The sequence below is a fragment of the Sphingopyxis sp. GW821-FHT12F08 genome (genome assembly GCF_058806755.1).
The window spans coordinates 1-12,489 of the sequence record NZ_JBXAQA010000009.1 but is presented as its reverse complement, the minus strand read 5'-3'; the positions used below and the strand labels follow the sequence as shown (position 1 = coordinate 12,489).

Genomic DNA, 12,489 nt, shown 5'->3' with positions numbered 1-12,489 from the left:
TCCCCTCCTCCCGTGCGTTGCGACTAGCGGCTCCACCCCGGCGGCGGAGCCTGTTCCTGCCGCGCCTCGGGGATCAGCTCGCGCATCCGCGAACAGAAATGTTTGAGGCACACTTCCTTGTCGCTGAGCGGGCCCATGGTGAAGCTTTGCGACGCCATCCCCTGCTGGACGCGGGTGATCAGCTCGGTGTCCTCGGCATTGACCTGGCGGTTGATGCGCCAGTTCAAATATCGGGCCGCCTTCATCTCGCGGCGCTGATCGGGAAGGACGTAGCTGATCTCGCGGATCAGGCACGTCGTCGGGCCGGTCGGCAGCCACTGCATGAAATCGACCTGGTCGGGATAGATGTCGAAGGCGACATTGGGCCAGAGCTTGAAATAGAGCCAGTGGCGCTGCTTGTCCGCGGGCAGGTGCGGCACCGGCGGCAGCAGCCGCTGGTACATGCGCTCGGACCAGTTGGCCGACGGGCGGTCGATCAAGTCGCCCCACATGCGGTCGACATTGGCCTCGGCCTCGACGCCATAGCTTTTGCCGAACAGGCGGGTGAGGCCGGGGTGTGCGACGGGGATGTGGAGGCCGTCCGAATAATTGTCGCCGACATTCTTCCAGTTCACGTCGCGCGGGCGGAGCGTGACGCGGCCGAGCGCGCCCAGTTCCTCGAAGCGATAAGGCTCCACCATGCCCTCATAGGGCGCCATCATCGAGGCGACCGCCGGGCCGCCGTCATCGTCGAGCCGGACGAACCAGAAGCCGCGCCATTGTTCGAGGCCGACGGCGACGAGCCCCGCCCTGCCCTTGTCGAGCGTGGGGTAGCTCGCCGAATCGGGCACGCCGGTGAGGCGGCCGTCGAGCTCGTAGGTCCAGGCGTGATAGGGGCAGACGAGCTTCTTCGCGCAGCCCGCGGCGCCGTCGAGGAGCCGCGAGCCGCGGTGGCGGCAGACGTTGGTGAAAGCGCGCACGACGCGGTCGGCGCCGCGCACGACGATCACGCTCTCGCCGCAATAGTCGATGCTGTGCCAGTCGCCCGCGTTCGGGATGTCGCTGTCGTGGCATACGACCTGCCAGCTGGGGCGGAAGATGCGCTCCAGCTCGATGCCATGGAATTCGGGGTCGCTGTAGGTCCAGGCGGGGAGCGACCAGCCGTCGAGCGGGTCGACGGTCCGGACGTTGTCTAAAGTGTCGCGCAGCGTTGCCATGAGTCGATCCTTGTTGTACAAGCGTATAACAATATGCAGCCCGTTCGCCAAGCCTTTACGCGCGAAAGCGCCGATGCCCGGAGGGCCGACCTGATCGAGGCGACCGCCGCGTGCCTCGCCGAACTTGGCCTCGCGGGGACGAATGTGCGCGCGATCTGCGCAAGGGCGGGGGTGTCGCCCGGGCTTTTGCGCCATTATTTCGGCGGAATCGACGATCTGGTCGCGGCAACTTATGAGACGACGAGCGACCGGATGGACGCGATCTTCGCCGCGGCGGTCGCGGGCGCGGGACCCGACCCCCGCGCGCGGCTGAACGCGTACCTCACCGCGAGCTTCCGCCCGCCGGTGACCGATCCCGAGCTGCTCGGCGCGTGGACCGCCTTTTGGGCTTTGGCCAGAAGCGACGCGCGCATGGCCGACATCCATGCGGCAAGTTACGCCGGCTATCGCGCGCGGCTGGCCGAACTGCTCGCCGCCTGCGACGCGCAGGGCGCCGAGCGGCTGGCGATCATGCTGACCGCGATGGTCGACGGGCTGTGGCTTGAACTGTCGCTCGACTCGACGAGCTTCGGGGCAGAAGCTGCCGTGCAGATGGTCGAGCGCGCCGTGGGGGCACTCGTGTAGCCGTCGCCCCCGCGCAGGCGGGGGCCGCAGTCGGTCTTACACTTCGCCGCGGCTTAGTGCCTCTAGCGGCCCCCGCCTTCGCGGGGGCGACGAGCTACTACTTCGACAAATCCCTGAGCAGGCTGTCCCAGTGCGCGAGCGCCGGGGCGATCGCGGCGACGGGAACGCGCTCGTTCAGCCCGTGCGCGAAGCTGTCGCTCGCCTTGCTGAACAGCCCCGCGACACCGTAGCTCGGCACGCCCTGCGCGCGGAAATGATAGCTGTCGGTCGCGCCCGCGCTCATCGACGGGATGATCGGTAGGCCCGGGGCGCGCGCATGGACCGCCTTCTTCACCGCCGCCATCACGTCGGGGCGCAGCGGCGAGGCGTCGCTGGCGCTGGCGTCGGGATCGGGGTTCACCTTGACCGCGGGGTCGGCGATCACCTTCTCCAGCTCGGCGCGCACCGTTTCGACCGGCACGCCGGGGAAGATGCGGCAGTTGATATTCGCGGTCGCGCGCTGGGGCAGCGCATTTTCGGCATGGCCGCCCTTGACCAAGGTCGGCACGCAGGTGGTGCCGATCTGGCCGACATATTCGGGGTCGGCGCGGATCGCGGCGATGGCTTTGGCGTCGGCCGGGTTCGCGGCGAAGGCCTTGAGCGCCGCTCCGATGGCGCCCCCGACCTGGTCGGCGACGATCGGCATGCCGATCCTGGTCAACTCGTTCTGCTGCGGCGTGAAGCGATAGGCACCAACCTTCGCCAGCGCGTTCGACAACTGCACGATCGCGTTGGTATCCGACGGACGCGAGCTGTGCCCGCCCGGATTGGTGACCTCGAGCGTGAAGTCGGCATAGGTCTTTTCGCCCGCCTGCAGTCCGTAATATTGCGGCTTGCCGTCCTCGGCGATCAGCCCGCCGCCGCCGTCGCCGTTGAGCGCGAATTCGGCGTCCTTGTATTTGGCCGCGAGTGCGCGCGTGGTCGTCATCGACGTCTCCTCGTCGCCCGAGAGCAGGAGGATGATACTGCGGTTGGGCTTGAAGCCTTCCTTCTTGAGCTGCGCCATCGCGGCGACCATCATCGAGACGTCGAACTTGTTATCCTCCGACCCGCGGCCGAAGATATAGCCATTCTCCTCGACCGGCACGAAGGGGTCGCGCGTCCAGTCCTTCGCATCGGCCTCGACGACGTCCATATGGCCGAGCAGCACGATCGGCTTTGCCTGCGTCGTGCCGCGAAGCGTCGCGGCGAAGGTCGCGGTCTCGCCGATCGGGGTGATCTCGATATCGGCGTCGGCATAGCCCGCGGCCTTGAGCACGCCAGCGTAATAAGCGGCGAGTTCGGGCACCTTGCCGCGGCCCATGACGGTCGGGATCGCGATGCTGTCCTTGAGGATCTTCTTCGCCACCTCGGCATCGGCGGGCTTGGCATGGACGGGCGCGGCGGCGAGCAGGGCGGCGGCGAGGGCGAGCGGGGCGGTAAGGTTGCGCATGGCAACGGGTTATGGCGCGGCTTTGCGGCAGCGCAAGAGCGGCGATTGGCATGCCCCCCGCGAACGACGGGGTATCGGGCGGTCGCGGACGTCCCCGAGCCCCTCCTCTTCAGAGGAGGGGGTGCGAGACTTACGAACTTGTTCGTTAGTCGCAGCGGGGTGGTGCTCCCGGCTAGGCGTGCTCCTTCGACCACCACCCCGTTCGACTAAAGGCCCGGCTGCGCCGGACCAAGTCTCTCTGCCCCTCCTCTGAAGAGGAGGGGTTTAATGTCCTAAATCCACTCCCAAAACGACCGTTCGCGGCCGACGCGGTGGTCAAGCCGCCTTCTTCGCCTTCGGCGCCGGGGTCTTGGGCTTGAACCGGCACAAATCCTCGACCGGGCAGCGCCAGCATTCGGGGGTGCGCGCCTTGCAGATGTAGCGGCCGTGGAGGATCAGCCAGTGGTGCGCGCCGACGCGGAACGGCTGCGGCGTGTCCTTTTCGAGCTTCTTTTCGACCGCGAGCACGGTCTTGCCAGGGGCGAGGCCGGTGCGGTTGCCGACGCGGAAGATGTGCGTGTCGACCGCGAAGGTCTCCGCCCCGAAAGCGCAATTCATCACGACATTGGCGGTCTTGCGGCCGACACCGGGCAGCTCGACGAGCGTGTCGCGGTCGGCGGGCACTTCGCCGTGAAACGCGCGGACGAGGATTTCGGACAGCGCGATGACATTCTTCGCCTTGGCGTTGAACAGCCCGATCGTCTTGATGTGCTGCTTGAGGCCTTCCTCGCCGAGGTCGACCATCTGCTGCGGGGTCTTCACCTCCTCGAACAGCAGCCGCGTCGCTTTGTTCACCCCGACGTCGGTCGCCTGCGCCGACAGCACCACCGCGACGAGCAGCTGATAGGTGTTGCCGAACTGGAGCTCGGTCTCCGGACTGGGGTTCAGCTCGGCGAGGCGGCGGTAGAATTCGAAGATGTCGGCTTTTTTCATTTCGGTGCGGGCGGCGTTCCGGCGGGGTGCGCCGCCTTCCACTCCATCGCGGCGCGGACGCGGCGTTCGACCGAGGGGTGCGAATAGAAGAGGAACTCCTCGACCGCGTTCGGCCGCGGGTTGCGATATTCGGCGGTCTTGACGAGCGCGCTCGCCATCGCGTCGGGCAGGTTCACGGTCTGCACCGAATAAAGATCCGCCTCACTCTCGCCCTTGCGCACGACCCAATTCTGGACCGGCTGCGCGAGCAGGCCGAACAGCGAGACGATGAACATCAGCACGGGGAAACCGCGCGCGTCGGAGATGGTCGCGTCGCTGCCGAACGCCTTGGCGAAGCGGGCGAACAGCCGGTCGGCGAGGAAGAAGAGCAGCACCGCAAGTAGCGAAAAGACGGTGACGAGCCACCAGATCTGGCCGAGGACATAATGGCCGATCTCGTGCCCGGTGACCGCCTGCACCTCGTCGAGCGAGGCGCCTTTCAGCGCGACGTCGGAGATGGCGATGCGCGCCGAATGGCCGAGCCCCGAAACATTGGCGGTGAAATTGTTCGACTGGCGCGAGCCGTCGAAGACGAAGATGCGATCGGGTTCGATGCCCGCCTGTTTCGCCTGCCCCTCGAGCGCGTCGCGCACCGGGCCGGCGGGAAGCGGCTTATAATCGTTGAACATCGGCTCGATCACGATCGGCGACAGCAGCAACAGGCCGAGGATCGCGGTCGCGGCGAGCCCGCCCGACCAGATCCACCAGCGCTTTCCGGCGCGGCGGATCAGCGCGTAGATGCCGAGGAAGAAGAGCGCGCCGAACAAGGTGCCGATGGCGAGCGCGATCGCCGACTGGCCGAGATAGTCGCCGAGCGGCTGGCTGGTGCGGCCATAGGCGGTTTCGCGCCACCAGCTCGCATAAATGTCCCACGGCAGGGTGAGCAGCGCCGAGAGCAGCAGGAAAACCGCGCAGATCAGGAAGGTGCGGAGCGCCCAGCCGCGACGTCCGAGCCGCGCTTCGAGCCGGTCGAGGATGCGCAGGCGGACGAAGATCCAGGTGACGACCGCGGCGACGACGACGTTCCAGAGCAGCAACCATTCGCTGCCGGTGGTATAGGCCGCGGCCCTGGCGAGCGCGGCGGGGCCGAGCCCGTCGATAGTGGCGGCGGTGGCGGTGGCGGGGTCGAAGGTCATCAGCGGCTCCCTGGCGGACGGATCAGCGCAGCCAGCGGCTGAGCGACGGAAAGGCGGGCTTGCCCTCGGCGAGCGCGGTGCGCAGGTCGGCGGTCATGCCATAGAGGCCGAGCATCGGCGCGCCGATATAATGGCCGGTGGCAAAGCTGGTCCTGAGCTTCACCGAATCGCCGCGATAGCCGCCGTCGTGGAACAATTGGCGCAGCGGCAGGTCGCACGGCAGCGACGCGGCATAGGACCAGGCGATCGCGACCATCTCGTCGGTCGCATCGACCTCGAGCGGGCCGAGGGTGGGGCGATCCTCGGGCGCGACCGCGGCGATATGACCCGCCTCGTGGAGCAGGTCGCCCGGCCAGACCGGCGTGTCGGGATCGACGAGGATGCGGCCGCCCACGATCGCGAGGCCGTCGAGGAGTTGCTCCTTCGCGTCGCCGATCCAGTCGACTTCGATGCCGATCTCGTCGAGAAAGGGCAGGATGCGCGCCGCGGCCGCCTCGCCGCCGCCCTCGTCGCGCCATTTGCAGGCCGATGCGGTAACTTTGGTCAAAGCCCCAGCACCTGCGGCATCGTGTAGCGCCCCGCCTTCTGGTGGATCAGCCATAGCGCGGCTTTGACGGCGCCGCGTGCGAAGATCATGCGGTTTTCGGCGCGGTGCGACAGCGTGATCATTTCCTCATTGCCCGCGAAGACGACGTCATGGTCGCCCGCGACGGTGCCGCCGCGTAAGGCAGCGAAGCCGATCTTGCCGTGGCCGCGCGCGCCGGTGACGCCGTCGCGGCCGCGTTCGGAGCAGCGGCCGAGGTCGATGCCGCGGCCGTCGGCGGCGGCCTGGCCGAGGAGCAGCGCGGTGCCGCTGGGGGCGTCGACCTTCATCCGGTGGTGCATCTCGACCACCTCGATGTCCCAGTCGGCGTCGAGGCGGCTCGCGGCCTCCTTGACCAGATGCGCGAGCAAGGTGACGCCGAGCGAGGTGTTGCCCGTCTGGAGCACCGCGATGTCGTTTGCCGCATCGTCGATCAGCCAGTGGTGGCGCTCCTCGAGCCCGGTGGTACCGATGACGATCGGGGTCTTTGCCGCGATGCAGGCGCCCAGCGTCGCTTCCAGTGCGGCGGGCGAGGAGAAATCGACGAGGACGTCGGCGTCCTGCGCCAGTTTGGCGATGTCGCCGCCCTTGTCGATGCCGCAATGGCGCGCGCCCGCCTCGGCCGCCGCGGCGGCGAGCACGACGCCCATCCGGCCCTGGCTGCCGACGATGCCGATGCTGGTCATGATGTGTCCCCTGAAATACGCTTCCCTTTAACCGTTCGTGTCGAGCGAAGTCGAGACACGTTGGCGCTATCGTTCGCGTGTCTCGACTTCCACCCTTGGTGGAAGTTTATCCTGAGCACCTGCTAAGGCGGTCGAAGGGCTCGACACGAACGGATAAGAGGGGCGCATGACCGACATACAGAATATCGTGATCCTGACCGGCGCCGGGGTGTCGGCCGAGAGCGGGATCGAGACCTTCCGCGACGGCGGCGGCCTGTGGGAGCAGCACCGCGTCGAGGATGTCGCGACCCCCGAGGCCTTTGCGCGCGACGCCGACCTGGTACACCGTTTCTACGACGCGCGGCGCGCGGCGATCCAGACCAGGCAGCCCAATGCGGCGCATGCGGCGCTGGCGCGGCTCGATGCGGGGTGGCGGGGCGAACTGCTGATCGTGACCCAGAATGTCGACGATTTGCACGAGCGCGCCGGGGCGAAGCGGCTGATCCATATGCATGGCGAGCATCTCAAAGCCTGGTGCACCGGGTGCGACGCGCGCAGCGAATGGACGGGGACCTTGCTCGACCGCCCGGCGTGCCCGGTATGCGGGGTGGCGGGATACCTCCGCCCCGACGTCGTGTGGTTCGGCGAGATGCCTTATGCGATGGACGCGATCTACCGCGCGCTGAACCGGGCCGACCTGTTCGTGTCGATCGGGACCTCGGGCGCGGTCTATCCCGCGGCGGGCTTCGTGCGCGAAGCCCGCGCGAGCGGGGCGCGGACACTGGAGCTCAACATGGAACCGAGCCAGGGATCGCACTGGTTCGACGAAGCGCGGCATGGCCCGGCGGGCGTGCTGGTGCCGGCGTGGGTGGAGGAAATGCTGGGCGGCTAGCGCCGCTCGGCAAAAAACGCCCTGAGCAGCCCCGCGGCCTCCCCTGCCCCGATACCGTCGTAGATCTCGGGCCGGTGGTGGACCGTCGGCTGCGAAAAGGTTCGCGGGCCGTGGACCACCGCGCCGCCCTTGGGATCGTCGGCGCCGTAATAGAGCCTGGCGATGCGGGCGTGGGCGATGGCGCCGGCGCACATCGCGCAGGGTTCGAGCGTGACGTAGAGGTCGCAGCCATCGAGGCGCTCGTTGCCAAGCTTTGCCGCCGCGGCGCGAATCGCGACGATTTCGGCGTGCGCAGTCGGGTCGTGCGATTCGCGGGGGCGGTTGTGGCCCTCGGCGATGATCGCGCCATCCTTGACCACCACCGCGCCGACCGGCACTTCGCCCCATTCGGCGGCGATCCGCGCGAGATCGAGCGCGCGGCGCATCGGTTCGGGAAGCGGGAAATGGGCAGTCATTGTCGGTTCCTGCTGCGCAGGAACGCCCGGCACCGGCCCGCTCCCCCACCCGGCCTCCCCGACGATAGTAAACTATGGGAGGCCGGGTGGGGGAGCGGGCCGGTGCCGGGTCCACGCAGTGAAACCGCCCTATGCGCTTGACGAATCTCCTGCAAGCCGATAAGCGCGCGCCTTTCCCGGCCCACCCGGTCCCTTATGTGCCTTGCGGCACGACCGGCACGCCGCCCATTGATTCGAGGAAGAAGACCATGTCGCGCATCTGCGAACTCACCGGCAAGGGCCGCCAGGTTGGCCACAATGTGAGCCACGCCAACAACAAGACCAAGCGCACCTTCCTGCCCAATCTGCAGAATGTGACGTTGCTGTCGGACGCCCTGGGCAAGGGCGTGAAGCTGCGCGTGTCGACCCACGGCCTGCGTTCGGTCGAGCACAACGGCGGTCTGGACAACTGGCTGCTGAAGGCCGGCGACGACCAGCTGTCGGCGACCGCCCGCAAGCTGAAGAAGGAAGTGGCGAAGAAGCTGGCCGAAAAAGCCGCCTGAGCCCTTCACGCTTTCGAATCGCGACAAGGCCGCCGGTTTACCGCGCGGCCTTTTTGCTGTCCGGCAGGTCGACCAGCTCGAACTGGAGCAGCAGGCTGCGCTGCCAGCTGTTGAAATTATCGTCGGAGACGAGCCAGAGGTACGTGCGGCCGTCCGCGACCGACACCGCGGCACCCTCGTAATTTTCGCGTAAGGCTTCGGGGACCGTGCCGATCGTAACCGAGCGGACGACGCCGTTCTCCCCGATGTCGGCGGGATCGACGATCGCCAGCGTCGTCGTGAACAGCGGCGACAGGCCTAGTGCACGGTGGACGACCAGCACGCGGCCGTCGGGGAGCGGCGCAGCGTCGCTGACCTGGCCCTTGCCCTGGGCATCGTAGAAGAAGCGCATCCCGCGCTTGCCCTGTTTCGCGGGATCGCCGGTGAAGAGCAGGGCCTCGCGCCCGCGGGCGTCGTCGTCGGCATCCTCCGAAAAGACGATGGTGCGCCCGTCGGCCAGCCGCGCCATCGCCTCGGCGCCGCGATTCGCGGGCCAGCGCGCGAGCTGCGCCGATTTGTTGCGCGATTCGATAAGGGTGAGCGCGGGGTCGAGCCGCCAGATCTGGTCGATCCCCTCGAGCGCGACCCGGATCCTGCCCGTCGCGGGATCGACCGCGACGGCCTCGGTATCGGTGAAGGCCTTGCTGCCCGGATTGCGCGGCGGCAGCGGCAGCGCGGCGATCGCCACCGCCTCGACCCCGCCCTCGCCGAGCGTCAGCTGCACAAAATGGCCATTGTCGCCGAGCAGCAGGAAGCGCCCGGGGCCGAGCCGCGCCAGCGCCGAGAAGCCGCCGAAGAAGCTGTTGGGGCTGGAGAGCCGCCAGCCGCGCACGAAGCGCAGTGTGCCGCTGGTCCCCGCCGGATGGATCAGCGCCCGCGCACTCGCGGCCTGGCTGCGGTCGACGACGGGGTAGCGATACGGCGTCCCGGGCACCGGCCCGAGCGTCAGGAAGATCAGGGCGGCGGGGAGCAGGCGGCGCATCGCCGCGGGCGTAGAGCGAAGCGCGAACAAAGGAAAGCGCGCGAAAGCGTGGGCGAAGCTGAACCTCGGGCAACCAAGGCTGAACGCCAGCCAACAGCCGCGTTCAGGCTCGGCTCAAAGCGAATCGCCTAGAACCCCTTTCATCGACAACGCCCAAGAGGGGCTGAGACGACGAAAAGGAGAATGACGATGAAAAAGATGGTGACTCTCTCGATCGCCGCCCTGATGTCCACCGCGACGCTGGGCGTGGCGACCCCCGCCGCGGCGCAGAACGGCTATTACGACCGCGACGGCTATTCGAGCTATTACAGCGGTTATGACCGCGACGACCGCCGCTATGACCGTCGTTACGATCGCCGCGACAACCGCCGCGATTACCGGGGCGACCGCCGTTACAACCAGCAGCGCTACAACCAGCGCTATCGCGGCCAGCGCTGTGACAATGGCACCGGCGGCACGATCATCGGCGCGATCGCCGGCGGCCTCGCCGGACACGAAATCGCCGGTCGCGGCGACCGCACGGTCGGCACGATCATCGGCGGCGCCGTCGGCGCCATCGCCGGCCGCGCGATCGACAAGGGGAATGACGGCTGCCGCTAAGGGCTGACCCGACCCCCAATATCTCTCTCCCCCTTTGCCCCCGTCCGGTTTCATGCCGGGCGGGGTTTTTTTTGGGGCGATCCTCCCCCGCAGGGGGAGGGGGACCACCCGAAGGGTGGTGGAGGGGTACGGGCAGTCGGGCACCGCGCCAGACAGCACGTGCCCCTCCACCATGGCATGGTCCCCCTCCCCGTTCCGGGGAGGATCGGCATGTCCGCTCCCACCCCCAAACCGCCGTCCCCACCCCCCGGGGTTGCCATCGCTCCCCCGCACGCCTAGTCTTGGCCCCAAGTGCACGTCCGGTCTTCGGGCGCGTGAGAAACAGGTAAGAATAGCCATGCGGCAAATGGCAGCGCCCGACGGGCGGTCGCCGCGGCCCGGGGCGGCAGCGGCGCAGAATCGGAAGCCGGTCGGCGGCCAGGACCGGCCCGCACCCTTTACGCGGCCCAAAAGCTATGCCGCGATCGACCTGGGCACCAACAATTGCCGGCTGCTGATCGCGCGGCCGCAGGATGGCGAGCTGGTCGTCATCGACGCCTTTTCGCGCATCGTCCGGCTGGGCGAGGGCCTGCACGGCAGCGGGCGGATCAGCGAGGCGGCGATGGACCGCGCGGTCGCGGCGCTGTCGATCTGCGCCGACAAACTCCGCCGCCGCCACGTCAGCCTGTCGCGCGCGGTCGCGACCGAGGCGTGCCGCCGCGCGAGCAACGGGCAGGAACTGGCCGACCGCGTGAAGCGCGAGACCGGCATCGTGCTCGACATCATCTCGCCCGCCGAGGAGGCACGGCTCGCCGTCCTGGGGTGCCACAATCTGATGGAACCCGGCGAGGGGCCGGCGCTGATCTTCGACATCGGCGGCGGGTCGACCGAGCTGATGCACGTCGAGGGCAGCGGCAACGACGTCGCGATCCGCGACTGGGTGAGCGTGCCGTGGGGCGTGGTGTCGCTGACCGAACATGCGACGGGCGCCGAGGCGAGCGGCGGCGCGACGATGGCCGACCGCCAGGCGAGCTACGCGCATATGCGCGAGACGACGCGCGAGGCCTTTGCCGCCTTTGCCGCGCGCGCCGAACGCCATGCGGGCCAGAAGCTGCGCCTCTTGGGCACCAGCGGCACGGTGACGACGCTCGCCAGCGTGTTCCTCGACCTGCCGCGCTACGACCGGCGCGCGGTCGACGGGCTGGTCGTGCCGTGCGACGCGATGCGTGACATCAGCCGGAGACTGGCCGAAGCGAGCATCGCCGACCGCGCCGAGATCGGCTGCATCGGGCGCGAGCGCGCCGACCTGGTCGTCGCGGGCTGCGCGATCCTGGAGAGCATCATCGACCTGTGGCCCGCCGCGCGCGTCGGGGTCGCCGACCGCGGCATCCGCGAAGGCATCCTCCGCACGCTGGCGATGCAGGGGCGCGACGTGCCCGTGACGCGGCGCGAGTTTCGCAAATGAGCGGCGGTCAGGGCAAAGGCGGCGGCGGCAAGGGCGGGAACCCAAGCGGACGAGGGGGCGGCCTGCACGTCCGCGTCAAGACCGCGAAGAAACGCAGCGTGTCGTCGACGCGCTGGCTGCAGCGGCAGCTCAACGACCCCTATGTCCGCCGCGCGCAGGCCGAGGGCTATCGCTCGCGCGCGGCGTACAAGCTGATCGAACTCGACGAGAAATTCGCCTTCGTCAAAAAGGCACGCGCGGTGGTCGACCTGGGGATCACGCCGGGCGGCTGGTCGCAGGTGGTGCGCAAGACCAACCCGCGCGCGAAAATCGCGGGGATCGACCTGCTCGAATGCGAGCCGATCGAGGGGGTCGAAATCCTGCAGATGGACTTCATGGACGATGCCGCGCCCGATGCGTTGATCGAAGCCTTGGGCACCGCGCCCGATCTGGTGATGTCGGACATGGCGGCGAACACCGTCGGCCATCCGCAGACCGATCATTTGCGCACCATCGGGCTCGCCGAGACCGCCGCCGATTTCGCGGTGCGCACCTTGCTGCCCGGCGGGACCTTCGTCGCCAAGGTGTTCGCGGGCGGCGCCGACCACAGCCTGCTGACGCTGCTCAAGCAGAATTTCGCGACGGTGAAACACGCCAAGCCGCCGGCCAGCCGCAAGGGATCGCCCGAATTGTTCGTGGTCGCGCAGGGATTCAAGGGGCGGAAGGACGCGGCGGAGGATTAGGCCGGCGGCAGGTGTCGAGCGGTTTCGGTCAAAGCCGATCCTCCCCCCACGGGGGAGGGGGACCACCCGAAGGGTGGTGGAGGGGTACGGGCAGTCGGGCGCGGCGCATGACCTCCCGTACCCCTCC

The 12,489-nt window shown here is 68.4% G+C and carries 14 protein-coding genes; 6 read left to right on the top strand and 8 right to left on the bottom strand.

Features of this window, described 5'->3' with window-relative positions; translation table 11 throughout:
- Nucleotides 1–23 precede the first annotated feature (23 nt).
- Nucleotides 24–1,196 carry an aromatic ring-hydroxylating oxygenase subunit alpha gene (locus tag AC1RNQ_RS20635; protein ID WP_493174255.1) on the bottom strand — a complete coding sequence of 391 codons (1,173 nt, stop codon included), beginning with the start codon at nucleotides 1,194–1,196 and terminating at the stop codon, nucleotides 24–26.
- A gap of 33 nt (nucleotides 1,197–1,229) precedes the next feature.
- Here AC1RNQ_RS20635 and AC1RNQ_RS20630 point away from each other — a divergent pair, with 33 nt between their 5' ends.
- Nucleotides 1,230–1,820, top strand: coding sequence for a TetR/AcrR family transcriptional regulator (locus tag AC1RNQ_RS20630; RefSeq protein ID WP_493174253.1), 591 nt, complete (start codon nucleotides 1,230–1,232; stop codon nucleotides 1,818–1,820).
- Nucleotides 1,821–1,917: 97 nt separating this feature from the next.
- On the opposite strand, the gene AC1RNQ_RS20625 is transcribed toward AC1RNQ_RS20630, so the two are convergent.
- The 5 genes from AC1RNQ_RS20625 to dapB form a co-directional block, all read right to left on the bottom strand.
- Nucleotides 1,918–3,291 (bottom strand): M20/M25/M40 family metallo-hydrolase, encoded by a 1,374-nt coding sequence (locus AC1RNQ_RS20625; protein ID WP_493174251.1) that lies wholly within the window; start codon nucleotides 3,289–3,291, stop codon nucleotides 1,918–1,920.
- Nucleotides 3,292–3,606: 315 nt separating this feature from the next.
- Complete coding sequence (gene nth / locus AC1RNQ_RS20620; protein ID WP_493174250.1) at nucleotides 3,607–4,263, bottom strand: endonuclease III; 657 nt, start codon at nucleotides 4,261–4,263, stop codon at nucleotides 3,607–3,609.
- On the bottom strand, nucleotides 4,260–5,438 hold the full coding sequence (locus AC1RNQ_RS20615) for a M48 family metalloprotease (protein WP_493174248.1): 1,179 nt from the start codon (nucleotides 5,436–5,438) through the stop codon (nucleotides 4,260–4,262). Before AC1RNQ_RS20615 ends, nth begins: the two co-directional genes overlap by 4 nt.
- Nucleotides 5,439–5,460: 22 nt before the next feature.
- The gene (locus AC1RNQ_RS20610) at nucleotides 5,461–5,985 is read right to left on the bottom strand and encodes a hypothetical protein (RefSeq protein WP_493174246.1); all 525 of its coding nucleotides are present in this window, start codon (nucleotides 5,983–5,985) and stop codon (nucleotides 5,461–5,463) included.
- The gene (dapB, locus tag AC1RNQ_RS20605; RefSeq protein ID WP_493174244.1) at nucleotides 5,982–6,707 is read right to left on the bottom strand and encodes a 4-hydroxy-tetrahydrodipicolinate reductase; all 726 of its coding nucleotides are present in this window, start codon (nucleotides 6,705–6,707) and stop codon (nucleotides 5,982–5,984) included. The genes AC1RNQ_RS20610 and dapB overlap by 4 nt, the downstream gene beginning before the upstream one ends.
- A 166-nt stretch (nucleotides 6,708–6,873) precedes the next feature.
- Between dapB and AC1RNQ_RS20600 the strand changes: the two genes are divergently transcribed.
- Nucleotides 6,874–7,578 carry an NAD-dependent deacylase gene (locus AC1RNQ_RS20600; protein WP_493174242.1) on the top strand — a complete coding sequence of 235 codons (705 nt, stop codon included), beginning with the start codon at nucleotides 6,874–6,876 and terminating at the stop codon, nucleotides 7,576–7,578.
- Here AC1RNQ_RS20600 and tadA read toward each other — a convergent pair.
- A complete protein-coding gene (gene tadA / locus AC1RNQ_RS20595; RefSeq protein WP_493174240.1) occupies nucleotides 7,575–8,033 on the bottom strand; it encodes a tRNA adenosine(34) deaminase TadA in 459 nt (152 codons plus the stop codon). The two genes, AC1RNQ_RS20600 and tadA, sit on opposite strands and share 4 nt — an antisense overlap.
- Nucleotides 8,034–8,281: 248 nt before the next feature.
- Between tadA and rpmB the strand changes: the two genes are divergently transcribed.
- Nucleotides 8,282–8,575: a 50S ribosomal protein L28 gene (gene rpmB, locus AC1RNQ_RS20590; RefSeq protein ID WP_493174238.1), complete on the top strand. Its 294-nt coding sequence runs from the start codon at nucleotides 8,282–8,284 to the stop codon at nucleotides 8,573–8,575.
- Nucleotides 8,576–8,612: 37 nt separating this feature from the next.
- Here rpmB and AC1RNQ_RS20585 read toward each other — a convergent pair whose 3' ends face one another.
- The gene (locus AC1RNQ_RS20585; RefSeq protein ID WP_493174236.1) at nucleotides 8,613–9,596 is read right to left on the bottom strand and encodes an esterase-like activity of phytase family protein; all 984 of its coding nucleotides are present in this window, start codon (nucleotides 9,594–9,596) and stop codon (nucleotides 8,613–8,615) included.
- A 189-nt stretch (nucleotides 9,597–9,785) separates the two neighbouring features.
- On the opposite strand from AC1RNQ_RS20585, the gene AC1RNQ_RS20580 reads away from it, so the two are divergent.
- The 3 genes from AC1RNQ_RS20580 to AC1RNQ_RS20570 all read left to right on the top strand — a co-directional run bounded on the left by AC1RNQ_RS20580 (nucleotide 9,786) and on the right by AC1RNQ_RS20570 (nucleotide 12,362).
- Complete coding sequence (locus AC1RNQ_RS20580) at nucleotides 9,786–10,196, top strand: glycine zipper 2TM domain-containing protein (RefSeq protein ID WP_493174234.1); 411 nt, start codon at nucleotides 9,786–9,788, stop codon at nucleotides 10,194–10,196.
- Nucleotides 10,197–10,533: 337 nt separating this feature from the next.
- Nucleotides 10,534–11,640, top strand: a complete 1,107-nt coding sequence (locus AC1RNQ_RS20575) for a Ppx/GppA phosphatase family protein (RefSeq protein ID WP_493174232.1) — start codon at nucleotides 10,534–10,536, stop codon at nucleotides 11,638–11,640.
- Nucleotides 11,637–12,362 carry an RlmE family RNA methyltransferase gene (locus tag AC1RNQ_RS20570; protein WP_493174230.1) on the top strand — a complete coding sequence of 242 codons (726 nt, stop codon included), beginning with the start codon at nucleotides 11,637–11,639 and terminating at the stop codon, nucleotides 12,360–12,362. Before AC1RNQ_RS20575 ends, AC1RNQ_RS20570 begins: the two co-directional genes overlap by 4 nt.
- The last annotated feature ends 127 nt before the right edge of the window (nucleotides 12,363–12,489 follow it).

Coding starts and splice junctions, on each gene's coding strand:
- AC1RNQ_RS20635 (WP_493174255.1), bottom strand. CDS start 1,196: ATGGCAACGCTGCGCGACACTTTAGACAACGTCCGGACCGTCGACCCG.
- AC1RNQ_RS20630 (WP_493174253.1), top strand. CDS start 1,230: ATGCAGCCCGTTCGCCAAGCCTTTACGCGCGAAAGCGCCGATGCCCGG.
- AC1RNQ_RS20625 (WP_493174251.1), bottom strand. CDS start 3,291: ATGCGCAACCTTACCGCCCCGCTCGCCCTCGCCGCCGCCCTGCTCGCC.
- nth (WP_493174250.1), bottom strand. CDS start 4,263: ATGAAAAAAGCCGACATCTTCGAATTCTACCGCCGCCTCGCCGAGCTG.
- AC1RNQ_RS20615 (WP_493174248.1), bottom strand. CDS start 5,438: ATGACCTTCGACCCCGCCACCGCCACCGCCGCCACTATCGACGGGCTC.
- dapB (WP_493174244.1), bottom strand. CDS start 6,707: ATGACCAGCATCGGCATCGTCGGCAGCCAGGGCCGGATGGGCGTCGTG.
- AC1RNQ_RS20600 (WP_493174242.1), top strand. CDS start 6,874: ATGACCGACATACAGAATATCGTGATCCTGACCGGCGCCGGGGTGTCG.
- tadA (WP_493174240.1), bottom strand. CDS start 8,033: ATGACTGCCCATTTCCCGCTTCCCGAACCGATGCGCCGCGCGCTCGAT.
- rpmB (WP_493174238.1), top strand. CDS start 8,282: ATGTCGCGCATCTGCGAACTCACCGGCAAGGGCCGCCAGGTTGGCCAC.
- AC1RNQ_RS20585 (WP_493174236.1), bottom strand. CDS start 9,596: ATGCGCCGCCTGCTCCCCGCCGCCCTGATCTTCCTGACGCTCGGGCCG.
- AC1RNQ_RS20580 (WP_493174234.1), top strand. CDS start 9,786: ATGAAAAAGATGGTGACTCTCTCGATCGCCGCCCTGATGTCCACCGCG.
- AC1RNQ_RS20575 (WP_493174232.1), top strand. CDS start 10,534: ATGCGGCAAATGGCAGCGCCCGACGGGCGGTCGCCGCGGCCCGGGGCG.
- AC1RNQ_RS20570 (WP_493174230.1), top strand. CDS start 11,637: ATGAGCGGCGGTCAGGGCAAAGGCGGCGGCGGCAAGGGCGGGAACCCA.